General features: G+C 70.5%; 26 protein-coding genes. 13 read left to right on the top strand and 13 right to left on the bottom strand.

The genetic code is table 11. From position 1 onward, the window contains the following. Positions 1 to 23: 23 nt before the first annotated feature. Genes ACW14X_RS25320 through ACW14X_RS25350 form a run of 7 tightly spaced genes read left to right on the top strand, consistent with a single transcriptional unit; the run spans position 24 to position 5,544 of the window. Positions 24 to 326, top strand: a complete 303-nt coding sequence (locus ACW14X_RS25320; protein WP_457163740.1) for an urease subunit gamma — start codon at positions 24 to 26, stop codon at positions 324 to 326. Positions 327 to 333: 7 nt separating this feature from the next. Next, complete coding sequence (ureB, locus tag ACW14X_RS25325; protein ID WP_457163741.1) at positions 334 to 672, top strand: urease subunit beta; 339 nt, start codon at positions 334 to 336, stop codon at positions 670 to 672. A gap of 2 nt (positions 673 to 674) precedes the next feature. Further along, the gene (locus tag ACW14X_RS25330; protein ID WP_457166087.1) at positions 675 to 2,369 is read left to right on the top strand and encodes an urease subunit alpha; all 1,695 of its coding nucleotides are present in this window, start codon (positions 675 to 677) and stop codon (positions 2,367 to 2,369) included. 5 nt (positions 2,370 to 2,374) lie between these two features. Next, a complete protein-coding gene (locus tag ACW14X_RS25335) occupies positions 2,375 to 3,037 on the top strand; it encodes an urease accessory UreF family protein (protein WP_457163742.1) in 663 nt (220 codons plus the stop codon). Beyond that, positions 3,030 to 3,779: an urease accessory protein UreG gene (gene ureG, locus ACW14X_RS25340; protein ID WP_160022204.1), complete on the top strand. Its 750-nt coding sequence runs from the start codon at positions 3,030 to 3,032 to the stop codon at positions 3,777 to 3,779. The genes ACW14X_RS25335 and ureG overlap by 8 nt, the downstream gene beginning before the upstream one ends. Then, positions 3,754 to 4,506 (top strand): urease accessory protein UreD, encoded by a 753-nt coding sequence (locus ACW14X_RS25345; protein WP_457163743.1) that lies wholly within the window; start codon positions 3,754 to 3,756, stop codon positions 4,504 to 4,506. Before ureG ends, ACW14X_RS25345 begins: the two co-directional genes overlap by 26 nt. 12 nt (positions 4,507 to 4,518) lie before the next feature. Beyond that, positions 4,519 to 5,544, top strand: coding sequence for an Atu2307/SP_0267 family LLM class monooxygenase (locus ACW14X_RS25350; RefSeq protein ID WP_160022208.1), 1,026 nt, complete (start codon positions 4,519 to 4,521; stop codon positions 5,542 to 5,544). Here ACW14X_RS25350 and ACW14X_RS25355 read toward each other — a convergent pair. The 12 genes from ACW14X_RS25355 to ACW14X_RS25410 form a co-directional block, all read right to left on the bottom strand. Further along, positions 5,525 to 6,727, bottom strand: coding sequence for an amidohydrolase (locus ACW14X_RS25355; RefSeq protein WP_457163744.1), 1,203 nt, complete (start codon positions 6,725 to 6,727; stop codon positions 5,525 to 5,527). The genes ACW14X_RS25350 and ACW14X_RS25355 overlap by 20 nt on opposite strands. Further along, a complete protein-coding gene (locus tag ACW14X_RS25360; RefSeq protein WP_160022212.1) occupies positions 6,724 to 7,956 on the bottom strand; it encodes an amidohydrolase family protein in 1,233 nt (410 codons plus the stop codon). Before ACW14X_RS25360 ends, ACW14X_RS25355 begins: the two co-directional genes overlap by 4 nt. Beyond that, on the bottom strand, positions 7,953 to 9,086 hold the full coding sequence (locus ACW14X_RS25365) for an ABC transporter substrate-binding protein (protein ID WP_160022214.1): 1,134 nt from the start codon (positions 9,084 to 9,086) through the stop codon (positions 7,953 to 7,955). The genes ACW14X_RS25360 and ACW14X_RS25365 overlap by 4 nt, the downstream gene beginning before the upstream one ends. 21 nt (positions 9,087 to 9,107) lie before the next feature. Further along, on the bottom strand, positions 9,108 to 9,962 hold the full coding sequence (locus tag ACW14X_RS25370) for an ABC transporter permease (RefSeq protein WP_457163745.1): 855 nt from the start codon (positions 9,960 to 9,962) through the stop codon (positions 9,108 to 9,110). Next, entirely contained in the window at positions 9,959 to 10,732 is a 774-nt protein-coding gene (locus ACW14X_RS25375; protein ID WP_457163746.1) for an ABC transporter ATP-binding protein, read from the bottom strand. The genes ACW14X_RS25370 and ACW14X_RS25375 overlap by 4 nt, the downstream gene beginning before the upstream one ends. 67 nt (positions 10,733 to 10,799) lie before the next feature. Next, entirely contained in the window at positions 10,800 to 11,465 is a 666-nt protein-coding gene (locus ACW14X_RS25380) for a GntR family transcriptional regulator (protein WP_350842880.1), read from the bottom strand. Next, on the bottom strand, positions 11,465 to 12,934 hold the full coding sequence (locus ACW14X_RS25385) for an NCS2 family permease (protein ID WP_457163747.1): 1,470 nt from the start codon (positions 12,932 to 12,934) through the stop codon (positions 11,465 to 11,467). Before ACW14X_RS25385 ends, ACW14X_RS25380 begins: the two co-directional genes overlap by 1 nt. An 87-nt stretch (positions 12,935 to 13,021) precedes the next feature. Next, entirely contained in the window at positions 13,022 to 13,423 is a 402-nt protein-coding gene (locus ACW14X_RS25390; protein WP_160022224.1) for a type II toxin-antitoxin system VapC family toxin, read from the bottom strand. Further along, positions 13,420 to 13,680, bottom strand: coding sequence for a FitA-like ribbon-helix-helix domain-containing protein (locus tag ACW14X_RS25395; protein ID WP_457163748.1), 261 nt, complete (start codon positions 13,678 to 13,680; stop codon positions 13,420 to 13,422). The genes ACW14X_RS25390 and ACW14X_RS25395 overlap by 4 nt, the downstream gene beginning before the upstream one ends. A gap of 39 nt (positions 13,681 to 13,719) precedes the next feature. Further along, on the bottom strand, positions 13,720 to 16,113 hold the full coding sequence (locus tag ACW14X_RS25400; RefSeq protein ID WP_457163749.1) for a GH92 family glycosyl hydrolase: 2,394 nt from the start codon (positions 16,111 to 16,113) through the stop codon (positions 13,720 to 13,722). A gap of 87 nt (positions 16,114 to 16,200) precedes the next feature. Beyond that, a complete protein-coding gene (gene nemA / locus ACW14X_RS25405) occupies positions 16,201 to 17,292 on the bottom strand; it encodes an N-ethylmaleimide reductase (RefSeq protein ID WP_457163750.1) in 1,092 nt (363 codons plus the stop codon). Between the two features lie 24 nt (positions 17,293 to 17,316). Further along, positions 17,317 to 18,489: an ROK family protein gene (locus ACW14X_RS25410; RefSeq protein WP_457163751.1), complete on the bottom strand. Its 1,173-nt coding sequence runs from the start codon at positions 18,487 to 18,489 to the stop codon at positions 17,317 to 17,319. A gap of 169 nt (positions 18,490 to 18,658) precedes the next feature. On the opposite strand from ACW14X_RS25410, the gene ACW14X_RS25415 reads away from it, so the two are divergent. From ACW14X_RS25415 to ACW14X_RS25430, 4 genes are all read left to right on the top strand, one after another. Then, complete coding sequence (locus ACW14X_RS25415; protein WP_160022232.1) at positions 18,659 to 19,930, top strand: ABC transporter substrate-binding protein; 1,272 nt, start codon at positions 18,659 to 18,661, stop codon at positions 19,928 to 19,930. Between the two features lie 101 nt (positions 19,931 to 20,031). Beyond that, entirely contained in the window at positions 20,032 to 20,970 is a 939-nt protein-coding gene (locus ACW14X_RS25420; RefSeq protein ID WP_160022234.1) for a carbohydrate ABC transporter permease, read from the top strand. Further along, positions 20,967 to 21,836 carry a carbohydrate ABC transporter permease gene (locus ACW14X_RS25425; protein ID WP_457163752.1) on the top strand — a complete coding sequence of 290 codons (870 nt, stop codon included), beginning with the start codon at positions 20,967 to 20,969 and terminating at the stop codon, positions 21,834 to 21,836. The genes ACW14X_RS25420 and ACW14X_RS25425 overlap by 4 nt, the downstream gene beginning before the upstream one ends. A 7-nt stretch (positions 21,837 to 21,843) precedes the next feature. After that, positions 21,844 to 23,031 carry an AGE family epimerase/isomerase gene (locus ACW14X_RS25430; protein ID WP_457163753.1) on the top strand — a complete coding sequence of 396 codons (1,188 nt, stop codon included), beginning with the start codon at positions 21,844 to 21,846 and terminating at the stop codon, positions 23,029 to 23,031. A gap of 2 nt (positions 23,032 to 23,033) precedes the next feature. Here ACW14X_RS25430 and ACW14X_RS25435 read toward each other — a convergent pair whose 3' ends face one another. Further along, a complete protein-coding gene (locus tag ACW14X_RS25435) occupies positions 23,034 to 23,945 on the bottom strand; it encodes a dioxygenase family protein (RefSeq protein WP_350720918.1) in 912 nt (303 codons plus the stop codon). A gap of 97 nt (positions 23,946 to 24,042) precedes the next feature. On the opposite strand from ACW14X_RS25435, the gene ACW14X_RS25440 reads away from it, so the two are divergent. Continuing rightward, positions 24,043 to 24,534 carry a MarR family winged helix-turn-helix transcriptional regulator gene (locus ACW14X_RS25440; RefSeq protein WP_357356624.1) on the top strand — a complete coding sequence of 164 codons (492 nt, stop codon included), beginning with the start codon at positions 24,043 to 24,045 and terminating at the stop codon, positions 24,532 to 24,534. A 111-nt stretch (positions 24,535 to 24,645) separates the two neighbouring features. After that, entirely contained in the window at positions 24,646 to 25,629 is a 984-nt protein-coding gene (locus ACW14X_RS25445) for an ABC transporter substrate-binding protein (RefSeq protein ID WP_350842894.1), read from the top strand. Positions 25,630 to 25,637: the final 8 nt, after the last annotated feature.

Consider the following 25,637-nt stretch of genomic DNA (forward strand, 5'->3'; position numbering starts at 1 on the left):
CGGCCGTCCAGAGAGTTGGCGAGATGCATCTGACCCCGTCCGACACCGAGAAGCTGCTGCTGTCCGTAGCCGGGATGGTCGCTCGAGACCGACTCGCCCGTGGGGTGCTCCTCAACTACCCCGAGTCCGTCGCCCTGATCTCCACCTGGGTGATCGAGCGGGCCCGGGAGGGCGCCCTGGTCTCCGACCTGATGACGCAGGGCCGCGCCGTGCTGACCCGCGAGCAGGTCATGCCCGACGTGGTCGACATGATCGTCGAGGTGCAGGTCGAGGCGACCTTCCCCGACGGCCGCAAGCTCGTCACCATCCACCAGCCCATCGCCTGAAGCGGAGATGTCCATGCAGTCCAGCGGTCCCGGAGCCGTACGCGTCGCCGACGGCACCATCCGGCTCAACACCGACCGGAGCGAGTCGGAGCGACGTACGTTGGTCGTCCTCAACACCGGCGACCGACCGGTCCAGATCGGCTCCCACATCCACCTCGCCGAGGTGAACTCCGCCCTCGACTTCGACCGCGAGGCGGCCGAGGGGTTCCGGCTCGACATCCCCGCCGGCACCTCGCGCCGGTTCGAGCCGGGTGCGTCCCGGGAGGTCGCGATCGTGGCGCTCAAGGGCGCCCGGGTCGTGCCCGGCCTACAAATCAAGCACATCCAGGTGAAGGACGGTGAGTGAGCATGGTGGAGATCAGCAGGAGCGAGTACGCCGCGCTCTACGGCCCCACGACCGGCGACCAGGTGCGCCTCGGTGACACCGACCTGTGGATCGAGGTCGAGGACGACCTGACCGCGGGCGGCGAGGAGTCGGTCTTCGGCGGTGGCAAGTCGATCCGCGAGTCGATGAACCAGTCGACGGTGCCGCGGTCCGGGGGTGCCCTCGACACGGTGATCACCAACGCCCTCGTGCTCGACCACTGGGGCATCGTCCGTGCCGACGTCGGCATCCGCGGCGGAAGGATCGTCGCCCTGGGGCGCTCCGGCAACCCCGACATCGCCGACGGCGTCCACCCCGACCTGGTGATCGGACCGGGCACCGACGTGGTCAGCGGCGAGGGGAAGATCCTCACCGCCGGGGCGATCGACGTCCATGTGCATCTCCTGTCGAGGTCCCAGATCGTCGAGGCGATCTCCACCGGGATCACCACCGTCGGCGGTGGCGGCACCGGCCCCTCGGAGGGCTCCAAGGCCACCACGGTCACCCCCGGACCGTGGCACCTGGAGACCATCCACCGCGCGCTCGACGACATGCCCGTCAACCTGCTGCTGATGGGCAAGGGCAACACCGTCTCCGCGGCCGGGCTCGCCGAGCAGGCGCTGGCCGGCGCCGCCGCCTACAAGGTCCACGAGGACTGGGGCTCGACCCCAGCCGCCATCGACGCCGCCCTCAAGGCCGCCGACGAGCACGGCCTGCAGGTCGCGCTCCACTCCGACTCGCTCAACGAGGCGGGCTACCTGGAGTCGACGGTCTCCGCGATCGCCGGCCGTTCCATCCACGCCTTCCACGCCGAGGGCGCCGGGGGAGGGCACGCGCCCGACATCCTCTCGGTGGCCTCGCTGCCGTACGTCATCCCCGGCTCCACCAACCCGACCCTGCCGCACACCGTCAACACCGTCGCCGAGCACCTCGACATGCTGATGGTCTGCCACCACCTCAACCCGCGGGTGCCCGAGGACCTGGCCTTCGCCGAGTCGCGAATCCGGGCGACCACGATCGCCGCGGAGGACGTACTGCACGACCTCGGCGCGCTCTCGATCACCTCCTCCGACGCCCAGGCGATGGGCCGCATCGGCGAGGTCGTCTGCTGTACCTGGCAGGTCGCCCACGCGATGAAGGCCCGGCTCGGCTCGCTGGGTGGGAAGGCGGACAACATCAGAGCCAAGAGGTACGTCGCGAAATACACGATCAACCCCGCCATCGCGCACGGGATCGCCGCCGAGGTCGGCTCCGTGGAGCCCGGCAAGATGGCCGACCTGGTCCTGTGGGACCCGCGGTTCTTCGGCATCCGGCCCGAGGTCGTGATGAAGTCCGGCGCCCTGATCTGGGGCGCCCTCGGCGACCCGAACGCCTCCATCCCCACCCCGCAGCCGGTGCTCATGCGGCCGACGCTGGTGGGGCCGGGAGCGGACCACGCGGTCTCGTTCGTCGCGCCGGCCGCGCTGGAGGCCGGGCTGGCCGACCGTCTCGGCCTGCGCCGCCGTCTTGTCGGGATCTCGCCCACCCGCGAGATCGGCAAGGCCGACATGGTCAACAACTCCGCGACCCCCGAGATCAGGGTCGAGCCCGAGACGTTCCGCATCCACGTCGACGGCGAGCTGATCGAGCCCGCCCCCGCCACCGAGCTGCCGCTGACGCAGCTCTACTCGATGTTCTGAGCCCGATGTCCGACGACCTGCTCATGATGCTGCTCGCCGACGCCCGCCTCCCGGTCGCCGGCCACACCCAGTCGGGCCAGCTGGAGGCAGCCGTACGCTCCGGGCTCACCGCCGAGCAGGTGCCGGTCTTCATGCGGTCGCGCCTGGCCAGCGTCGTGCGGGTCGAGGCGGGCACGGCGGTGGTCGCGCTGCATCGGCTGCGCGCCGGTCTGCCGCTGGAGCCGGTCTACGACGCCTGGGCGGCCCGCACGCCCTCGGCCGCGATGCGCGACACCTCGCGCACCCTCGGTCGTGCGCTGTTACGGCTGGTCAGGCGCCTGTTCCCGGACTCGCCGCACGTCATGGATGTGGCCGGGATCGGGCGGCCCTGCCGCCCCCTCGTCCTGGCCGCTGCGGCCGCCACCGGTGGCATCGCGCCGGCCTCGCTGGGCCGGCTGGTGGCGTACGACGACCTGCAGACCGTCGCCTCGGCATCCCTCAAGCTGCTGCCCCTCGACCCGCTCGACGCCACCTCGTGGGTGCACGAGCTGCTCCCCGAGGCCGAGCGGCTCGCCACGGAGGTCGCCCCGCTCACCGAGCCCCCAGAAATCCCGGCGCCCAGTGCGCCCCAGCTAGACCTGTGGGCCCAGACCCACGCCGACACGACCAGGAGGTTGTTCAGTGCCTGAAACCGAGACGAAGAACGGGACGAAGAACGACAGGGGGCTGCGCATCGGCGTGTGCGGTCCGGTCGGGACCGGCAAGAGCTCGCTCATCGCGCTCCTGTGCCGGGAGCTGTCCGCCGATCTGGAGATCGGCGTGGTCACCAACGACATCTACACCGACGAGGACGCCCGCTTCCTCCGCTCCGCCGGCGTGCTCGACCCGGCCCGCATCCGGGCCGTCGAGACCGGCGCCTGCCCTCACACCGCGATCCGTGACGACGTCACCGCCAACCTGATCGCCGTCGAGGAGCTCGAGGAGGACTTCGCGCCGCTGGACGTGGTCCTCGTCGAGTCCGGCGGCGACAACCTCACCGCCACCTTCTCTCCGGCGCTGGTCGACACCCAGATCTTCCTGATCGACGTCGCCGGCGGTGGCGACGTCGCCCGCAAGGGCGGCCCCGGCATCGAGCGCGCCGACCTGCTCGTGGTCAACAAGACCGACCTCGCCCCGTACGTCGGTGTCGACCCGGTCGCGATGGTCTCCGACGCGGGGTCGGTCCGTGAGGGCCGTCCGGTCATCGCGCTCTCGCGCACCGATCCGGCCTCGGTGGAGGCGCTGGTGACATGGGTGAGGTCCGAGCTGACCCGGCACCGCGGAGGCGCCCTGGTTCCGGCCGACCCGGGGCCGATGGCGCCCCACTTCCACGCGGACGGCACCAGCCACACCCATGACCATGTCCATGAGCATGACCATCAGCACGCCTGAGCTCGCCACGGGCTCCCTGACCCGGGTGCGGGTCGGGGCGGTCGACGGCGGCCGGGTGCGTGTGGAGACCGACGTCACCGGACCCGCGACGGCTCCGGCGCTGCGTCCGATGCTGCTCGCCAGCGACGCCCGCTCGGCGCGGATCTCGCTGGTCCCTGACGGCGCGATGCTCCTCGCCGGCGACCAGGTCACGGTCGAGGTCGAGGTGGGGGAGGGCGCCACCCTGACGCTGGTCGAGCCGACCGGGACGGTCGCCTACGACATGGACGGCGGCCACGCGTCCTGGACGGTCGCGATCACCCTCGCCGCCAACGCCGGCCTGGTCTGGGCGGGGGAGCCGTTCGTGGTCTCCGCCGGCGCCGACGTCACCCGCGACACCCGGGTCACCCTCGCTCCCACGGCGAGGCTCGCCCTGCGCGAGACCCTCGTCCTCGGCCGTCACGGCGAGCGCCCCGGCCGGGTGGCCACCACCTGGTCGGCCCATCTGGACGACGGGTGCCCGCTCCTGGTCGAGTCCCTCGACCTGGACGCGAGCTCGCTGGCGCCCGGACTCCTGGGCCCGCACCGCGTGCTCGCGTCGGTCACGGCGCTCGGCCGGGACGTACCGCTAGACGCCTGCCCCGACGGGCGGCTCGACCTGGAGCGCGGCGGCACCCTGTGGCGCCACCTGGCCGGCGAGACCCACGAGGTCCCGGCAGGCCCCTGGGAATGCGTCACGACTGGTTGATGTTTCAACGGCGTGACTGACATCGAGTTCGGCCTGGACACCTTCGGCGGGGTCACCCGCGACGCCGAGGGCAAGCCGCAGCACCACGCGCAGGTGATCCGGAACATCGTCGAGGAGGGCGTGCTCGCCGACCAGGTGGGCCTCGACTTCTTCGGTGTGGGCGAGCACCACCGCCGCGACTTCGCCGTCTCCAGCCCGGAGATGGTGCTCGCCGCGGTCGCCTCCCGCACCGAGCGACTGCGGCTCGGCTCCGCGGTGACAGTGCTCAGCTCCGACGACCCGGTGCGGGTCTTCGAGCGGTTCGCCACCCTCGACGCGGTCTCCCAGGGCCGCGCCGAGATCGTCGCCGGGCGCGGGTCGTTCACCGAGTCGTTCCCGCTGTTCGGCTTCGACCTCGCCGACTACGAAGAGCTCTTCGAGGAGCGGCTCGAGCTGCTCGCCGCCCTGCTCAAGGAGGAGAAGGTCACCTGGGAGGGCCGCACCCGCGCGGCGCTCACCGACCAGGAGGTCTTCCCGCGCACGGAGAACGGCCTGACCGCCTGGGTCGGCGTCGGCGGGAGCCCGGAGTCGGTCGTACGCACCGCCCGCCACGGCTTCGGCCTGTTCCTGGCGATCATCGGCGGTCCCGCCGACCGGTTCGCGCCCTACATCGACCTCTTCGAGCGCGCCCAGGACGAGTTCGGGGTGCAGCGCCAGCGCGTCGCCGTCCACTCGCCCGGGTTCGTCGCGGCGACCGACGAGCTGGCGCGCGAGACCGTCTACGAGGGCTGGCTCGCGATGCGCACCCAGATCGGTCGCGAGCGCGGCTGGCCGCCGCCCTCGCCCGGCGACTTCGAGCGCGAGATCGAGGGCGGGTCCCTCTACGTCGGCTCGCCGGAGACGGTCGCCCGGAAGCTCGCCGGCACCATCAAGGTGCTCGGCGTCGACCGCTTCGACCTGAAGTACGACCAGGGCCAGGTGCGCCACGAGGACCTGATGGGCTCGATCGAGCTCTACGGCACCCAGGTCGTGCCGCTCGTCAAGGACATGCTGGGCTGACCTCGACGGTCTCGACGCGCGTCGCCACCACCTCGCCGGCATGTAGGACGGTCCGCGAGGTGGGGCCGGCGGCGATGGCGGCGGCCGGTGTCGGCACGTCGAGGACCAACAGGTCCGCCGGAGCGCCGACGACGATGCCGTACGCCTCCAGCCCGAGCGCCTGTGCGGCCGCGTCGGTGACCAGGTCGAGCGCGACGGCGAGGGTCTCGTCGGTGCGGAAGCCGGACTGGTAGGCGACCTGGCGGGCGATCGCGAGCATGTCGCCGTCGCCGTAGGGCCACCAGGCGTCGCGGATGTTGTCGGACCCGGACCAGACCGTGGCCCCCTCCTCGCGCAGCGCCAGCACCGGCGGCATCGGCCCGGCGGGCCCATTGGTGAGCACCGAGACACCCGCCTCGGCGAGGAGCCCGCCGACCCGGCGGGCCTCCTCGAGCGGGATCGAGCCGAGGCCGTACGCGTGGCTGACGTTCACCTGTCCGCCCAGCCCCTCGGCGCGGGTGCGTTCGGCGATCAGCTCGTACTGACGGACCGCGGGAGCGCCGAGGTCGTGGAGGTGGATGTCGACGCCGGCACCGTGCCGGGCGGCGAGACCGAAGACGACGTCGAGGTGGGCCTCGGCGTCGCCGTCGAAGCCGTCCGGGTCGAGCCCGCCGACGAGGTCCGCGCCCGCGGCCAGCGCCTCGTCGAGGAGCTTCTGGGTGCCGGGCGAGGTGGTGATCCCGCTCTGCGGGAAGGCGACGATCTCGATGCGCAGCCGGTCGCGGAGCGCCTCGCGCACCTCCAGGACCGCCTCCAGCCCGGCCAGGCCGACGTCGGGGTCGATGTCCACATGCGTACGCACCGTCCCGGTGCCGAACGAGATCATCTGCTCCGCGAGCGCGCGAGCGCGGTCCACCACGGGCACGCCGACCTCGCCGCGCAGGATGTGCTCTGCCGCGACCCGCTCGCGGACGGTCGTACCGGGGCGGTGCGGCTGCCAACCGGAGCCGACCAGCGTCTTGTCCAGATGGGCGTGACCGTTGACGAGGGCCGGTAGGAGGAGCGCGCCGCCCAGGTCCAGGTCTGCGCCGGTGGCCGCCCCGGACGCGGGCGAGATCGCCGAGATCCTCCCGTCGGCCACCGAGACGTCGACCCGGGAGCCGTCGGCCAGGGTGGCGTTGCGAAGTGTCCTGCTGCCGGTCATGAGGTGACCTCCATGGTCTGCGTACGAATGCTTCGTTGCTCGTGCACGAGCGCCCCCGACCGGATCGAGGTCAGGACCGAGGGCACCTGCAGCGCGACGAGGTGCGGCTCGTCGGTGTCCAGGACCACCAGGTCGGCGACGTCGCCCACGGCGGTGCCGTGCGGGTCCCGCCCGAGGATCCCGGCCGGGTGGTCGGTGATCGAGGCGACGAGCAGGTCCAGCATCGCAGGACCGACCAGCTGCCGGGTCAGCCCGGCGGTCCACGCTGCCTGGAGCAGGTTGCCGTTGCCATAGGGCGAGAAGGCGTTGTGCAGGTTGTTGTTCGAGACCGCGACCCGCACCCCGGCGGCGTGGGCACGCTCCAGCGGAGCCAGGCTGCGGCTGCCGGGCTCGCCGGCCCCGCCGAGATAGAGGTCGGTCGCCGGCATCACGACCAGCGAGATCCCGGCCTCCGCCATCAGGGCGTACGCCACCTCCTGCTCGTCCACCGGCATCGCCGCCAGCTTGGTGACGTGCCCGAGGGTGACCTGTCCCTGCATGCCGAGGGCACGGGTGCGCTCGGCGACGGCCGCGACCATCGACCCGGACGGGTCGTCGTCGAAGTCGAGGTGCAGGTCGACCGGGAGCCCGAACCGCTCGGCCAGGCCGAAGACGGTGTCGAGATGGGCCTCCTGGTCGTCGTCGACGTAGGGACAGCCGCCGACGACACCGCCGCCGTGCCGTAGCGCGGCGCTCATCAGCGCGGTCACCTCGCGGGAGAGCCCGTTCTGCGGGAAGACCGAGAGCTGCAGGTCGATCCGCTCGGCGTTCTCCTCGCGCAGCGCGATGTGCAGGTCGAGCAGGTCGAGCCGGATGTCGGCGTCGACCTCGACGTGCGCCCGCGCGGCCACGACCCCGTGGCGCACCAGCGACTCCACACCCCGCCGGGCGCCGACCTCGACGATCCCCGCGGGCTGGCTGCGCCGCACCTCCTGCATCAGCGCGATCGCCGGGCCCACGCCCGGGCCGGTGGGCTCGAGCCCACCCGCGCCGAGCAGGTGGGCCTTGTCGAGGTGGACGTGGGCGTCGACGAAGGCGGGCATCACGACCGCCCCGGCGGCGTCCAGAACGGTCTCCGGCCCGATGGGGGACGGGCCGGAGACCGCCGAGACGCGGCCGCCGTCGATCCCGAGATCGACCAGCCCGGTGGACGTACGGGCCCCGAGAATGCGTGCGACCGGAGTGCTCAACGCTTGATCTCGGGATCGATGTAGTCGTTGGTGACCAGCTCGTCGCCGGTGATCTCCGGGACGTCCTTGCCGCCGTCCTCGAGCACCGCGGTCATGGCCTCGATCACGCTGTCGACGCGCGCGACGTCGAAGCTGCCGTACGCGCCGTCCGGGCCGTTCGCGACGAGCCCCTCCTCGACCTGGACCTTCACCGAGTTCGCGTTGCCGCCGGGGGTGATCGGGGGACCGTCCTTGATGGCGTCGGCGATCTCGATCAGGGTGTCGTTGACCGGCTTCGGGTCCTTCAGGTAGTCGATCTCCGACTGCTGCAGCAGCGGCACCAGCTCCTCCAGGCACGGGCTCAGCGTCTCCTCGTCGTCCGCCCGGACCGCGTACGCCTGCTGGTAGACCTGGTAGCCGGCGTCGTCGAGCATCAGATGGGCGGTCGGCTTCGCCCACTCGGCGACGTCGTGCTCCCAGCGGTAGGGCTCGTTGCTGACGTAGCCCTGCTGGAACAGCGCGCCGTCGTCGGCGACAAACCGGCTCGGGCTGCCGTCGAAGGAGCCGTCGAGCTGCTTCTCGTCGACCAGGCCCTCGTGCACCAGGTAGTCGACCCAGCTGACGCCCTGGGCGTGCAGCACCGGCGCACCGGTCGCCTTCACGTCGTCCCAGGTCTTGACCTCGGGGAACTTGGCCGGGTCGAACATCACCATGAACGGCGACTTCTGCATCATCGTGAACACCCCGCGGGTGGGGAACTTCTCGTAGTCGCGGATCGCGATGTCGGTGGCGACCACGCCCAGGTCGATGGTGTCGTCGGTGTACATCTGCGCGGTCACCGGCTGGCCGCCGATGAACGGCCCGCCGAGCCTGATCTCCGCGGTGACCCCGGTGTCGCCGATCTCGCCGACGTAGGCACCCTTGTCGACGTCGATCTCTCCGTCGGGGCCGATCAGGTTGTAGGCGGGGGAACGCTCGGGGGTGGCGTACCAGTCGGTCTGGATGACCACGGTCGACGGGCAGGCGGCGGCGAGCGATCCCTTCGGGGCGTCGGGGTCGCCGATCGCCTCCTCGCTGCCACCGCAACCGGTGAGCGCGAGCGCGGCGAGGGCGGTGGTTGCGGTGATCCGGGTCCAACGGGCGTACGTCATGGGTTCTCTCCAGTGTGGGGGTCAGCGGCGAGGTGAACGGTGGGCCTCGACGGCGCGCAGGACGGCGCCGAAGAGCAGGAACAGGGCGATCCCGACCAGCGAGGAGGCGGCCAGGGCGGCCATCATCAGGTCGGTGTCGAGGCTCTGCCGGTAGGTGTCGATCAGACGGCCGATGCCGGGCTGCCCCTGCCGGAAGAAGAAGTCGGCGATGATCGAGCCGACCACGGCCATCCCGGCCGAGATCCGGAAGCCGGCCAGCGCGGCCGGGAGCGCCGCGGGCAGCTGCAGATGGATGAGCCGCTGCCACCGTGAGGCGCGGAAGAGCGAGAACTGGTCGTGCAGGTTGTCGTCGACCGAGGCGATGCCGAACATCGTGTTGGTGATGATCGGGAACAGCGAGTGCAGCACGCAGACGACCAGCCGCGAGGTGAACTCGTAGCCGAACCAGAACCCGAGCAGCGGCACCATCGCCAGGATCGGGATGGTCTGCAGGATCACCGCGTACGGATAGAACGACGCCTCCGCCCAGCGCGCCTGGCTCATCACGATCGCGAAGAAGACACCGATCGCCATCGCCAGCAGCAGACCGACCAGGGCGACCTTCGTGGTCGACCACAGCGCGGTGAAGATCTCGGTGCGGCCGGCCTGCTCCAGGAAGCCCGCCTCGAGCACCTCCCAGGGCGAGGGCAGCAGGAACTGGCGGGTGGGGGAGAGGAGCTGGGTGCTCACCAGCGTCCAGACACCGAGGACGACCACCAGGGTGAGGACGGGGGCGACCCAGCGTACGGTCCGGCTGCCGTGGCCGGGGTCGAAGCGGAGGAACGGGACCGTCGTCAGCGCGCGGGTCTCCGGCTTGGTCTCGACCAGCGTGGTCATGCCGCCTCCTCGGTGCTGCCGTGGGCGCCGGCGAGCGCGTCGGAGACCTGGCGGCACAGGTCGGCGTACTCGGTGCTGAAGCGCAGCCCCTCGGGTCGCGGTCGGGGCAGGTCGATGCGGACGTCGGCGACGATCCGTCCCGGCTGGGAGGAGAAGACCAGCACCCGGTCGGAGAGGAAGACCGCCTCGGGGACCGAATGGGTCACGAAGATCCCGGTGAACGGGTCGGTCGCCATCAGGGTGTCGAGCTGGCTGTTGAGGTCCTGGCGGGTGATCTCGTCGAGAGCTCCGAACGGCTCGTCGAAGAGGAACAGCTCCGGCCGCTGGACCAGCGAGCGTGCGATCGAGACCCGCATCCGCATCCCGCCCGAGAGCTGGGCCGGCCGATGGTCCGCGTACGCCGCCAGACCGACGACCTCGAGCGCCGCGCGTGCCCGCTCCTCGGCCTCGGCCTTCTTGGTCCCGGCGAGCCGCAGCGGGAGGAGCACGTTGCCCAAGGCCGTACGCCACGGCAGCAGCGTCGCGTCCTGGAAGACGTAGCCGATCTCGCCCTCTCCGCGCTCGACGCTGCCGCTGGTGGGCACGTCGAGGCCGGCGACCATGCGGAGCATCGTCGACTTGCCGCAGCCCGAGGGCCCGACGAAGGAGACGAACTCACCCGCGCGGATCTCGAAGCTCGCCTCGGCGAGCGCGGTGGTGCCGTTGGGGAACGACCTGGTGACGCTGTTGCCGGCCACCAGCACGGGCGGCTCCGTATACCGTTCGATCATTCTTGTATACAAACAGCGCACGGTTTCGTCCCCGTTTCAGACGACGGCCGGTCTGGTTACGCCGCGGTCAGGGTCGCTGGCGCTCCGCGCGAGCCACCAGCAGGTCGACGAGGAGGTCGGCGTCACGGGTGACATCGGCGCGCATCGAGGACTCGGCCCGCTCCTGGTCTCCGGCCAGGACCGCCTCGGCGATCTCCTGGTGGTGCTTCCACGACTGGCCCGAGCGCTCCTCGAGCTGCATCTCGAAGACCCAGCGCACCTGCATCCGCAGCGACCGGGTCATCTTGGCGAGCTCGTCGTTGCCGGAGGCGATCCCGATGGCGTCGTGGAACCGGGCGATCAGCTCCGGTAGCGCGGCGTAGTCGCCGGTGGCCGTCGCACGAGTGCCGAGCTCGAGCACCTCGGTGAGCTCCTCGCCCTGGTCGCCACCGCGGCGCCGGGCCGCCAGGCCGGCGGCCAGCACCTCGAGGTTCTCCCGGATCACCATGAGCTGGCGGGTCCGCTGCGCTGACGGGAACGCCACCGTCGCGCCCCGCCGCGGGACCGTGTCCACGAATCCCTCTTGCGCCAGCACGTGCAGCGCCTCGCGCGCGGGCACGCGGGAGACGCCGTACTCCGTGGCGAGCGCCTGCTCGCGCAGCCGGTCGCCGGGAGCCAGCTCGCCGGCCATGATCTTGCGACGGATGTCGCGAGCGACCACCTCGCGCAGAGGCTGCGGGGTGGACGGGTCCATCAGCCGATCCAGCTCGAGATCGGGTGGATCGCGAAGTAGACGGCGAACATGACCGCGACCAGCCACATCAGCGGGTGGACGGTCTTGGCCTTGCCGCGGACGATCTTGATGAGCACGAACGCCAGGAAGCCGGCGCCGATGCCGACCGAGATCGAGTAGGTGAACGGCATCAGCGCGATCGTCAGGAACGCCGGGATGGCGATGTCAACGTCGGCCCAGTTGATGTCCTTGACCTGCTGCATCATCAGGAAGCCGACCAGCACCAGGGCGGGCACGGCCGCCTCCGACGGGATGATCTCGACGAGCGGGGAGAGGAACGTGGTGAGCAGGAAGAGCACACCGGTCACGACCGCCGCCAGACCGGTGCGGGCGCCCTCGCCGACGCCGGAGGCCGACTCGACGTAGGAGGTGTTGGACGAGACGCCACCGGCGCCACCTGCCGCGGCCGCCAGCGAGTCGACGACCAGGATCGAGCGCGTACGCGGCGGAGTGCCGTCCGCACGCAGCAGCCCCGCCTCGGAGCCGATCGCGGTCATCGTGCCCATGGTGTCGAAGAAGTCGGCGAGCATGAGCGTGAAGACCAGCAGCACCGCGGTCACGATGCCGACGTTCTCGAACGAGCCGAGCAGGTTGAACTCGCCCAGCGTCGCGAACGAGGGCCAGTCGACGATCTTGTCCGGGAAGGCCGGCACGTTGAGCGCCCAGCCGGTCGGGTTCTCTGCGCTGCCCTTGCCGATCCCGGCGATCGCCTCGACGACGATCGCGAGCACCGTGGTCGCCGCGATCGAGATCAGGATCGCGCCGCGTACCTTGCGCACCCACAGCGTGATCACCAGGGCCAGGCCGATCACGAAGACCAGCACCGGCCAGCCCGCGAGCTGCCCCGTCGGACCCAGCTGCACCGGAACGGTCGTGTTCGCGGCGTCGGGGATGCGGCGCACGACCCCGGCATCGACGAAGGCGATCAACGCGATGAACAGACCGATGCCGACCGAGATCGCGGTCTTGAGCTCACGCGGCACGGCGTGGAAGACGGCCTCGCGGAACCCGGTCAGCACCAGCACGAGGATCACCAGACCCTCGATCACCACCAGCCCCATCGCGTCGGCCCAGGTCATCTGGCTCGCGATCGAGAAAGCCACGAAGGCGTTGAGCCCGAGCCCGGTCGCCAGCGCCAGCGGGTAGTTGGCCACGACGCCCATCAGGATCGTCATCACGCCCGCCACCAGCGCCGTACCCGCCGCGATCGCGGCCAGGTTGTCGCCGCCGTTGCCGCCGAGAAGGTCACCGTTGACGTCCTCCGCGAACCCGAGGATCAGCGGGTTCAGCGCGACGATGTAGGCCATCGTGAAGAACGTGACCACGCCACCGCGGACCTCGCGCCCGACGGTCGAGCCGCGGGCACTGATCTGGAAGAACCGGTCAAGAGCGTTGGTACGTTCCGGGGTCGAAGTGCTCACGCCCCGCATCTTCGCAGATGCGGGGCGCGGAGATGTCGTTGGTTGAGCCGTGAGCGCCAGCGAGCGTGTCGAAGCCAACACGGTCGCTGACGCGGGTCAGTTGATCGTTCTCACGGGGCAGCGCGCAACGCCGGCCTTGGCGATACGTACGTCGGCGGTGACGAGGGTGAGGTCGTGGGACTCGGCGACCGCTACGTATCCGGCGTCGTAGGTCGACAGGTTGCTGCGCAGCTCCCACATCCGGGGCAGGCACGGGCCGGTGGGTGCGGTGATCACCGTGATCGCCTGGAGCCAGTGCAGCGCTCGGTCAGCGTCCTGGTCGGTGAGCTTGCCGCCCAGGAGGAGTCCGCGAAAGACGCTGAGCACCTCGGTGCGCCAGACCTCCGGAACGACCCATTCGGGGTCCTCGGCGAGGATCTTGGTCGCCGCGTTCACCCGCGGGTCGGTGCCGGGGTCCGCGAAGAGGAGTGCGACCGCGGAGGCATCGGGGACGATCACGCAGCGCCCTCGGTGCGCTCGCCGCGCGCGGTGTCGCGGGCGGTGTCGCGGGCGGCGAGCACATCCTCGGTCGTGAACTTCGAATCGCCCCTGCTGGCGACCACACGGTCGATCAGGGCCTGGTTGTTGGCGAAGGAAGCCTCCCGGAGGACCACGTCACGCAGGTAGGAGTTCAGCGACTGGCCGCGGTCCTTCGCGCGCTGGGCCAGGACGTCGCGTACGTCATCTGGGATGTCGCGGATCTGCAGATAGGCCATGCACTCATTGTGAGTGCATTATGCATTCGTATCAAGTGCTCAGTCGGTGTGGTAGATCGGGCGGTCTGCCTCGGCGGTGCCCCATTCGCGGTTCGGCTCGGAGCCGACGTCGATGCGGACGGTGCCGCCGCGGGTCATCACCGACTCGGGCAACCAGGACTGGGTGCGCGGCGCTCCGTCGAGGGTGACGGACTGGACGTAGATGTTCTCGGCGCCGGCGCCGGGGGACTCGATGGTGATGTCGACGCCGTTGCCGCGGTGGATCACCACTCGCTCGAAGATCGGGCTGGAGAGCAGCATCTCGGCGCGGGCGGGGTCCTGCGGGTAGATGCCCATCGCGGAGAAGACGTACCACGCCGACATGGTGCCGAGATCGTCGTTGCCGGGCAGGCCGCGGGGGCCGGTGCCATAGGCCAGGTCGGCCATGGCGCGGACCGTCTCCTGGGTCTTCCAGGGCGCGCCGAGTGCGTTGTACATCCACGGGACGTGGATGCCGGGCTCGTTGGTCGGGTCATAGCGCAGCGCGTCGCCGCCGGTGTACTGCCAAGAGCCGTCGGCCTTGTGGAAGAACGCGTCCAGCCGCTGGATCGCCCGCTCCCGCCCACCGACGGCCTCCGCCAGGCGAGCGACGTCGTGCGGCACCATCCAGGTGTACGTCGCGCTGCTCCCTTGCGCGAAGCCGGTCTGCGTCGACGGCGTGAAGCCACCGACCCAGCTCCCGTCGGCGTTGCGGGCCTGCTGGTAGCCGCCCTCGGGCGTGGCGGCCGGATTGAACGTGTGCTGCCACCAGCCGGCACGATCCATCAGCGAGTCCGTCTGGGAGGCGGAGGCGCCGAGGCGGCGGCCCCAGTCGGCGAGCGCGTAGTCGGCGACGGAGTCCTCGAGGGTCTCCGCGGCGCCGCCCCAGCATCGGCAGGTGTCCTGGGGTGCGTACCCCTTGGCGAGATACTCGGCCAGGTTCGGTCGCTGGCCGATGCACTGCCCGGGGCAGCCGTAGCTGGACAGCCCGTCGGGGTGCGGCACCGTGGCCTGGCGGACCAGCGAGTCGTAGGCGCCCTGAGGGTCGAAGTTGCGAACGCCGAGCGCGTAGAAGCCGGCCAGTGTGGGCGCGCTCGGGTCGCCGGTCATCACGTGGGTCCAGCCGCTCAGGTGGACCCAGCGGTCCCAGACCCCGCCGTGCTGGCGGGAGTAGGCGTGCAGGGAGCGGGCGAAGTCACCGGCCACCCGCGGCTCCAGGAGCGCGAGCAGCTGGGTGTGGGCGCGGTACTGGTCCCAGCCGGAGAAGTTGCCGTACTGCGCCTGCTGGCCGCGCTCGATCCGGTGAACCTCCTGGTCGCTGCCCCAGTAGGTGCCGGCCACGTCGGAGATCACGTTGGGCTGCAGGTAGGAGTGGTAGAGGCCGGTGTAGAAGGCGGTCTGCTCCTCGTTGGTGCCACCGGAGACCTCGATCGAGGAGAGCGCCCGGCGCCACTCGGCCGTGGCCTCCGAGGCGATGGAGGAGACGGTGTCGCGCCGCCCGATCTCGGCGGCGAGGTTGGCCTCGGCGGCGGACTGGCTGGTGTAGGAGATCCCGATCCGCATCCGCACGCTCTGGTCACGGCTCGGGTCGAACGAGACGTACCCGCCCGAGCCCTGGCCCTGGCGGGCGGCGCCGGTCTCGTAGCCCTCACCGCCCCGCGCCTCGGTCGAGCCCGGCTGGAGGTCGCCGTTGACCCAGGTGCCGTGGCCGGAGAAGCCGCGGTCGAACTGCGCGGTGAAGTAGAGCCGGTAGTAGGAGCGCTTGTTGCTCCCGCCGCCGTTGCCGCGCCGGCCGCAGAAGGCGCCGGTGAGCACCGAGCCGCTGACGGTCCGCTTCGCCTCGTCGATCCGCGTCACCGCCGTCTCGCTGCCGTTGAGCGAGTTGGAGGTGCGGAAGAGCAGGTTGGCCGGCTTGTCGGCCGGGAAGGTCAGGTCGCTGACCGAGGCTCGCGTCGTCACCGCGGTGTCGACCTCGGCGCCGTTGGCCAGGCCCAGCCGGTAGCGTCCCGGCTCGGCCAGCTCGTCGGCGTGGCTGAAGTTCGAGGCGTACGTCGCATCGGTCACGTCCGCGGTGGGCGAGCCGGTCATCTCGCCGGTGTGCGGGAAGATCGGCACGTCCCCGGCGGCGCCGGGATGGCAGCCGGCGCCGTTGACATGGGTCAGGGAGAAGCCGCGCAGCCGCGTGGTGTCGTAGGAGTAGCCGTTCGACGCGGCGGTGTTGGTCTGGTCGCCCGCCGTGGAGGTCGGGCTGAAGGAGAGCATCCCGAAGGGGCGTACGGCTCCGGGGTAGGTGTTGCCGCCGTTCGACGACCCGATCAGCGGGTCGACGAGCGCCACCGGATCACCGGCGGGCGGCGCGGCGGCCCGGGCCGCCGAGAACGGAGTGAACGCGCCGCCGAGCAGCGCAAGGGACATGGCACACGTCGCGAGAACCCGCATGGCGGAGAACGATTCCAGAGGAACGTCCTCCGCCGTGCGGGTTCAGGTGAGAGCGAGTTGAACTCAGGCGGTCCACTCGGGGTAGTCGGTGTAGCCGGCCTCGCCGCCGCCGTAGAAGGTCGACAGGTCGGGCTCGTTGAGGGGCAGGCTCTGCTCGAGGCGACGGGGCAGGTCCGGGTTCGCGATGAACGTACGCCCGAACGCGGCGGCGTCGATGAGGTCGGCCTCGAGCAGGCGGGCGGCCTTCTCGGGGGTGTAGGAGCCGGCGCCCACGATCGGGCCGGGGTGCGCGGTCCGCAGCTGCTTGCGGTAGTCGTCGGTCAGCGCCGGGCCGCCGGCCCAGTCGGGCTCCGACAGGTGCAGGAAGGCGATGCCGCGCTTGCCGATCTCGGTCGCCAGATAAAGGCCCATCTCAGCGCCCTCGGGGTCCTCGAGGCCGTTGAACGAGCCGATCGGGGAGATCCGGATGCCGACGTGCTCGGCGTCCCACTCGTCGACGACCGCGTCGAGCACCTCCAGCGCCAGCCGGGCACGGTTCTCGAGGGAGCCGCCGTAGGAGTCGGTGCGCTCGTTGCTGCTCGCGCTGGAGAACTGGTGCAGCAGGTAGCCGTGGGCGGCGTGGATCTCGACGAGGTCGAAGCCGGCCTCGCGGGCGTTGCGGGTCGCGCGGCGGTAGTCGTCGATCACACCCGCGATCTCGGAGGTCTCCAGGGCGCGAGGCGTGGGGCAGTTGACCCGGGTCGGGGTGCCGTCCTCGCCGCGTACGGTCGTGCGGTTGCGGTAGGGGAGCGCCGAGGCGCTGACCGGGAGGTCGCCGTCGTGGAAGGACTCGTGGGAGACCCGGCCGGTGTGCCACAGCTGTGCCGCGATCCGGCCGCCCGCCTCGTGGACGGTGTCGGTGACGTGTCGCCAGCCCTCGACCTGCTCGGCCGAGTAGATGCCCGGGGTGTCCATGTAGCCCTTGCCCTGCGGCGAGATCTGGGTGCCCTCGGACACGATCAGTCCGGCCGAGGCGCGCTGCCGGTAGTAGTCGGCCATCAGCGGGTTGGGTACGTCGCCGGGCCGGCTGGCACGCATCCGGGTCAGTGGCGCCATCAGGACGCGGTTGGGGAGGGTCGTCGAACCCAGGCTCAGCTGCGAGAAGAGTGAAGTCACGAGGTGCTCAACGTAAGCGGGCGCTCATATTGTTCCCGGCGGCGTCGGAGTGGTCGAGCCGGCGATGACCAGAGCCCCCATGACGCCCGCGTTGTCGCCGAGCTCGCTGGGGACGACGTCGAGCGCGGCAGCGGTGTCGGGCTGGGTGAAGCGGTCGATCGAGTCCTTGATGCCGAGCACGAAGGACTCCGACTGGCGCATCGTGTCGCCCACGACGATCAGCGCCGGGTTGAGGTGGTTGCAGAGGTCGGCCAGCACCCGGCCGACCGCGCGGCCGGCGTCGTCGAGGATCCGGTTGACTCGGATGTCACCTTCCTGGGCGAGCTCGAGCAGGCGCTCGACGCTGAGCGTCTCGTCGTAGGCGGGCTGCAGCAGCTCGACCAGCCGGGACCCGCCGAAGGCCTTCTCCAGGCAGCCGCGGTTGCCGCAGCGGCAGATCGGCCCGTTGTCCTCGAAACGGACATGGCCGATCTCGCCGGCGATCCCGGTGATCCCGCGGTAGAGCTTGCCGGCGAGGACCAGGCCGGCGCCGATGCCGCTGGACGCCTTGACGTAGATGACGTCGTCGACGTCGCGCGCGGCGCCGTACTCGACCTCGGCGAGGGCGCCGAGGTTGGCGTCGTTCTCGATCTGGACGGGCAGGCCGATGCGGCGGGCGAGCTCCTCGCCGGGGGCCAGGTCCATCCAGTTCCCGAGGATGGGGGAGACGACGATGCCGCTATGCGGGTCGACGGGGCCGGGGATCCCCATGCCGACGCCGAGGACGCGGTCCTTCTTGGGGTCGATGCCCACCTCGGCCAGGCACTCGCGCACGAGGGCCGCGGCGCGGTCGATGGTCTCGACCGCGGAGTTGTCGACGTCGAGCCGGATCTCGTGGTCGATGAGCGGCTTCGCGGTGAGGTCGGCGACCGCGACCCGGACGTGGCGATGGCCGATGTCGACGCCGATCAGCGTTCCGGGAGAGCCGCTGATGGTGAGGAGCGACGGTGGTCGCCCGCCGCCCCGGGCCAGCGCGGCGCCGGTGGTCTCGACGATCTGCTCGGAGGCGAGCAGCTCCTGGACGATGCTCGACACGGTGCTGCGCGAGAGTCCGGTGCGCTGGGCGAGCTCGGCGCGGCTGACCGGCGCCGACCGCCCCAGCAGGTCCAGAACCTGGGAACGGTTGGCGACGCGCAGCCGCGATTCCGGAGTGGTCATGGGCGTGACTGTAGGTGATTATGTCGATTTGCGACAGATCTCAGGTTGAAAACGTCCTGCGTTATGCGTTGACTGGACAGAACAGAGAGGCGTACGTTTGCCCGGCACGCGACCGCGAGTAACCCAGATCACACACCGACGTGGCGGTCGCGCAACCGGAGGATCAAAGATGAACGCAACGCGTAAGGCCCTGGCCGCCGGCCTGGCCGCCCTGAGCCTGCTGGCGGTCTCCGCCTGCGGCAGCGACAACGAGAGCGGCAGCACCGATGAGGTGGAGGTCTTCACCTGGTGGGCCGAGGGCAGTGAGAAGGCCGGGCTCGACGCCTTGGTCAAGGTGTTCGACGAGCAGAACCCCGACCTGAAGTTCGTCAACGGCGCCGTCGCCGGTGGCGCCGGCAGCGACGCCAAGAACGTGCTCCAGTCCCGCCTGCAGAACGGTGAGCCGCCGGCCACCTTCCAGGCGCACGCGGGTGCCGAGCTGACCGACTACATCAACGCCGGCCAGATCGAGGACCTCACCGACCTCTACGAGGAGAAGGGCTGGAACGAGCAGTTCCCGGAGGGCCTGCTCGAGCGCCTGACCCAGGACGGCGGCATCTACTCCGTCCCCTCGAACATCCACCGCGCCAACGTGCTCTGGGCCAACCCGGCCGTCCTGAAGAAGGCCGGCATCGACGCCAACAAGACGTACGACTCGCTCGACGCGTGGATCGCCGACCTGAAGACGATCAAGGCCAAGGGCATCATCCCGCTCTCGATCGCGACAGACTGGACCCAGGTCCACCTGCTCGAGACCGTGCTCCTCGCCGATCTGGGCGCCGAGGCGTACAACGGTCTGTGGGACGGCACGACCGACTGGGGCGGCAGCGAGGTCAAGGACGCTCTGGCTGACTACAACACGCTCCTCTCGCTGACCAACACCGACCGCCAGGGTCTCGACTGGCCGGACGCGACCCAGCTGGTCATCGACGGCGAGGCCGCGTTCAACGTCATGGGCGACTGGGCCGAGGCCGCCTTCCAGGAGCAGAAGAAGACGCTCGGCACCGACTACACCGCGGTCCCGGTCCCGGGCACCGACGGCGTCTTCGACTTCCTGGCCGACTCGTTCACCATGCCGGTGGACGGCCCCAACCCCGAGGGCACCGAGGCCTGGCTCGACACCATCGCCAGCGACGAGGGCCAGGTGGCCTTCAACAAGGCGAAGGGCTCGATCCCGGCCAGCACCACGGCCGACACCGCGGACTTCGGTGAGTACCAGCAGACCGCGATCAAGTCGTGGGGTGAGGACGAGATCGTGTCCTCGCTCGCCCACGGTGCCGCGACCTCGGTCAACTGGCTGACCGACATCACCGCCGCCGTCGCCAAGTTCGGCAGCAACAAGGACGTCGCCGAGCTCCAGGAGGGCCTCGCCGAGGCCGCCGAGGACAACAAGCCCGAGTGACCCCGGGCTCTCCCGAGCCTGACGAGATCATCTGGTCCGAGGGGTTGCGGCCGCGCCAGCTGCCGTGGCCCCTCGGCCGCCCCTTGTGAAAGGACGGACACATGTCCTCCACGGTGCCCAGCGCCGTCAAGCGGCCACGACGGCCCAAGGGCCGCATCGGCGGCCACGGGTGGGTCGCACCCGTACTCCTGATCCTGCCGACCGTCATCGTCATCGGTGTCTTCGTCTACGGCCTGATCGGTTCCAACATCAACACGTCCCTGCAGGACCGCCACAACATCGGGCCGTCCCAGGGTTTCGCCGGTCTGGACAACTATCGGGACCTGTTCGCCGACGACGACTTCATCTACTCGCTGCGCAACCTGCTGCTCTACACCGCGACGTTCCTCGTCGGCACCCTGTGCCTGGGGTTCCTGTGGGCGTGGCTGCTCGAGCGCAAGGCCCGCGGCGAGTCGCTGTTCCGGGCCATCTACCTGTTCCCGATGGCGGTCTCGTTCGTCGCCTCCGGTGTGGTCTGGCGCTGGCTGCTCAACAACGCCGAGGGTGACCGTGCCTCCGGCCTGAACCGGCTCTTCGACACCCTCCACCTCGACTTCCTCCAGAACCCGTGGTGGACCCACGAGCGGTGGGGCATCCTCGCGATCGCGGTTCCCGCGATCTGGCAGCTCAGCGGCTACGTGATGGCGCTCTTCCTGGCCGGCTTCCGTGGCATTCCCGAGGAGCTGCGCGAGGCGGCCCGGATGGACGGAGCCTCGGAGTGGCAGCTCTACCGCCACGTCATCTTCCCGCAGCTGAGCCCGGTCGCCCTCTCCGCGATCATCATCATCGGCCACATGTCGCTGAAGGTCTTCGACCTGATCATGGCCATCGCGGGCCAGACCAACTACACGACCCAGGTGCCGGCCACCCAGATGTGGATCGAGTTCACCCGCGGCGACTACGCCAAGTCGGCCGCGATCGGAACCATCCTGCTGGTGATCGTGGCCATCCTGATCGTTCCCTACCTCGTCTCGACCTACCGTCAGGAGCGCCGCCGATGACTACCGATGCCATCCCGGCAGCCGTCGCGAGCAAGATCCCGGGCGAGCGTTCGCGCGGGATCTGGCGCGCCGTCAAGTACGTCCTGCTGATCACCTTCGCGCTGATCGTCCTGCTCCCGGCGTACGTGCTGCTCGTCACCAGCTTCAAGGGTCTCGGAGACGCGACCCCCGCCAACGCCTGGAAGCGTCCCGAGTCCTGGGAGACGGCCGGCTGGTCGCGCGCCTGGGAGCAGCTCGGGCCGGCCCTGGGACGTACGTTCGCCATGGTCATCCCGGCCTCGATCATCTCCTCGGTGCTCGGCTCGATGAACGGGTTCGTGCTCTCGAAGTGGCGCTTCCCCGGCGCCGACGTGGTGTTCACCCTGATCCTGTTCGGGATGTTCATCCCCTACCAGGCCGTGATGGTGCCGCTGGTCCAGCTGATGAGCAACCTCGGCGTCCCCTCGGGTGTCCCGAGCCTGATCGTGCTGCACGTGGTCTACGGCCTGCCGATCACCACGCTGATCTTCCGCAACTACTACGCGGGGGTCCCGGTCGAGCTCGTCGAGGCCGCTCGGGTCGACGGCGCCGGCATGCTCCGGACGTACGCCTCGATCATCCTGCCGATCTCCGCGCCGGCGTTCGTGGTGGTGCTGATGTGGCAGTTCACCTCGGCCTGGAACGACTACCTGTTCGCGCTCTTCTTCTCCACCTCGCGCAACGGGCCGGTGACGATCGCGCTCAACTTCCTGGCCAGCGGTCAGCTCCAGGACTACTCAGCCAGCATGGCGGGCGCGCTGATCGCGTCCGTGCCGACCCTGATCATCTACATCCTGCTCGGTCGCTACTTCGTGGGCGGGCTGATGGCAGGCTCGGTCAAGGGATGATCGTCTGATGATCGACGCGGACGCCGAGTGCCGTCGGCTGGCCGGGTTCGCCCGGCCGTCGGCGGCCTCGCCGGCCGGCTTCTGGTGGCTGGACGAGTCGGGTCGCCCGGACCCGGCCGAGCCGGTGCACACCTGGATCACCGCCCGGATGACCCATGTCTTCTTCCTCGCCCACCTGCGCGGGGACGTCGACGACGCCGCCGCGCTCGCCGCTCACGGCGTCCGAGCCCTGTGCGGCGCCCTGCGCGACGACGAGCTCGGTGGCTGGTACGCCTCGGTCTCGGCCGAGGGCGAGCCGGTCGGCACCCTCAAGGAGGCCTACGCCCACGCCTTCGTGATCCTGGCCGCGAGCAGCGGCGTCGCGGCGGGTGTGCCCGGTGCGGACGCGCTGCTCGACGAGGCGCTCGGGGTGATGCAGCAGCACTTCCTCGACGACTCCGGCCGAGTGGTCGACAGCCTCGAGCGCGACCTCCGTTCGGGGGAGGCCTACCGGGGCGCCAACTCCAGCATGCACACCGTGGAGGCGTTCTTGGCCGCGGGTGACGTCACCGGCGACGCCACCTGGCACCAGCGCGCGCTCGCGATCGCCGAGCACCTGATCCACGATGTCGCCCGCGCCCACGGCTACGACCTGCCCGAGCACTTCGACCTCTCCTGGTCGCCGCTGCCGGACTACAACGCCGACCGCCCCGGCGACCCGTTCCGGCCCTACGGCTGCACGCCCGGGCATCTGCTGGAGTGGTCCCGGCTGCTCCTGCACCTGGACGCGTCGCTCCCGGACGCGCCGTCGTGGCTGGTCGAGGATGCGCGGGCGCTCTTCGCGCGCGCGGTCGAGGTCGGCTGGGTCGACTCCGGTGACGGGCCTGGCTTCGTCTACACGACCTCGTGGGACGGGACGCCGGTGACCCGGCTACGGCTGCACTGGGTGGCCGCGGAGGCGCTCGCCGCCGCCGGCGCCCTGCACACCCGCACCGGCGAGGCCGGCTATGACGAGTGGCGCCTGCGCTTCGAGGCGTACATCGAGACCCACCTGATCGACCGCGAGCTCGGCAGCTGGCACCACGAGCTGGACGAGCACAACCGTCCCTCGCACGTGATCTGGCACGGCAAGCCGGACGTCTACCACGCCTACCAGGCGTTGCTGCTCGCCCGGATGCCGCTCGCCCCGGTGCTGTCGGTGCAGCTGCGCCGGTAGCCTCAGGCCGCCTGGAACGATCGGCGGGAGAGGCCCAGGCCGTAGCCGTCCAGGGTCGTGGTGACCGGAGCCGTCGGGTCGGTGGCCGCGCCCAGGGTGACGAAGAGCGGGGTGAAGTGCTCGACGGTCGGGTGGGCGTACGGCATGCCGGGGGCGGCGGTGCGGAACCTGGCCAGCTCGGCGACGTCGCCGCGGTCCAGGGCCTCGGCGGCCCAGGCGTCGAAGTCGGAGGACCAGCCGGCGGGCTTGTTCTCGGTCATGGACTCGCGGGTGAGGTAAGGCAGCCCGTGGGTCATGTGGCCCGAGCCGACCACGAGCACACCCTCCTCGCGCAGCGGCCGGAGGCGCTCGCCGAGGGCGAGCAGCTTGTCGGGGTCCTCGGTGGGCAGCGAGAGCTGCACGACCGGGATGTCGGCGGCCGGGTACATGATCTTCAGCGGCACCCAGGCGCCGTGGTCGAGGCCGCGGCGGGTGTGCTGGTGGGCCGTCTCGGCGTCGGGCATCAGCGCCGCGGTGGTGCGGGCGAGCTCGCTCGCGTCCGGGGTGTCGTAGCGCACCGAGTGGTAGATCGGGTCGAAGCCGCCGAAGTCGTAGACCAGCTCGTCGGGATGGGTGGCGCTGATCGAGAGCGGTGCCGACTCCCAGTGGGCGGAGATGACCAGGATGGCCTTCGGCCGGGGGAGTGACCGCGCCCAGGCGTGCAGCGGGTCGAGCCACTCCGGGCTCTGCAGCGGCAGCGGGCCACCGCCATGGGACAGGTAGAGGCTCGGCAGCGGGCCGTCCGCGGGCGTCCAGACGCGATGCGGGTCGGCCGCCTCGCGGGCCTGGACCGTCCGCAGGTGCTGGGCGAACGGATGCGTCTGCGGGAGGCGGGCGTCCGCGGCGGCGGTCGTGCTCTCGGGTGCGGTGGTCATGGCGGTCTCCTGCGGTTCGGCCCAATAGTTGTTGCTTGAACTAACTCTAGGCGACCGTTGTTTGTTCCACGCAAGTTTCTGCGGCACACTCCCTGGCGTGGAGGGCAACTGGCTGTCGCCGGCGGAGCGGGCGGCATGGGTTCGCCTCATCGCCGTGCTCGAGCTGCTCCCGGGCGCTCTCGACTCCCAGCTGCGCCGCGATGCCGGCCTGACCCATTTCGACTACGGCGTGCTGGCCATGCTCTCCGAGGTGCCCGACCGGACCCTGCGGATGACCGAGCTGGCCGGCTACACCAACTCGACGCTGCCGCGGCTCTCGAACGTGGTCAAGCGCCTGGTCGACCGCGGCCTCATCGAGCGCCACACCTGCCCGGGCGACCGCCGCGCGACCAACGTACGTCTCACCGAGGCGGGCCACGAGAAGATGGTCGCCTCCGCTCCTGGCCACGTGGACGCGGTGCGCGAGTACGTCTTCGACTCGCTGAGTCCCGAGCAGGTGGACCAGCTGGCCGAGATCGCCGGGACCATCCTCGACCGGCTGGATCCGACCGGCGCGAGAAGGCCGCCGATCGACCCGGAGGCGGGCTAGGGATCCAGGGGAGGGGATGGCGCTCAAACGGTAGGTCGCGTTAGGTTACCCTAACCTTTGGTTGGTGGCTCGGCGCCGACCTGACCCGAGCGCAAACCTGAAGGAACCCCCGTGAACCGTCGTTTCCGTATGGGCCCACTCGCGGCCGCCGCCGCCCTTGCTGTCCTCACCCTCACCGCCTGTGGCGGCTCCACCGAAGCCTCCGACGACGCTGACGGTGCCGGCTCGGCCTTCGTCTACGAGGACGCCCGTGGCAAGACGGTCGAGATCGACGGCACGCCCGAGACGATCGTCGCCCAGGCCAGCGCCGCCGCGGCGCTGTGGGACAACGGCCTCGAGGTCGACGGCGTGTACGGCGACCTGCCCGATACAGAGAACTACCTCATCGGCAACCTCGACGTCTCCCAGACGAAGGTCCTGGGCAAGGCCTTCGGCGAGTTCAACGTCGAGGAGTACGCCGCGATGAACCCCGACCTGCTCATCGACATGACCTTCGACAAGAAGACGCTCTGGTACGCCGCCGAGGTGGAGAAGCAGGTCGAGAAGCTCGCGCCCACCATCGGGATGCCGTTGACCGGGCTCTCGGTGACCGAGCAGATCGAGGCGTTCAACAAGCTGGCGACGGACCTCGGCGCGAAGCCGGAGGTCGACGACGCCAAGGCCGAGTTCGAGGACGCCGTCGCGCGGATCAAGGCGGCCGTGAAGAAGAACCCTGACCTCACCGTGCTGGCCGTGTCGAGCTACGGCGAGGAGATCTACTTCGCGAACGCTCCCGAGCACCCCGACCTCGCCTACCTCGCCGAGCTCGGCGTGAAGTTCCCGAAGGTGACGCCCGACGAGCAGGGGATCTTCGAGCCGGTCAGCCTGGAGAACATCGGCAAGTACCACGCCGACCTGCTCCTGGTCGACGCCCGCGACACCGGCGGTCTCGCGGAGCTCGAGAAGAAGGACATCTTCAAGCGCCTGCCCGCCGTCGCCGGCGGTCAGCAGGACCTCTGGTACCCGGCCGCGCCCTACAGCTACCAGGCGTACGCGAAGATCTTCAGCGGCTACGCCGACCAGCTCGAGGCCGCCCAGGTCCTCGAGCAGGGCTGACGGGCACG

The sequence above is a fragment of the Nocardioides sp. YJ-D4 genome (assembly GCF_054031495.1).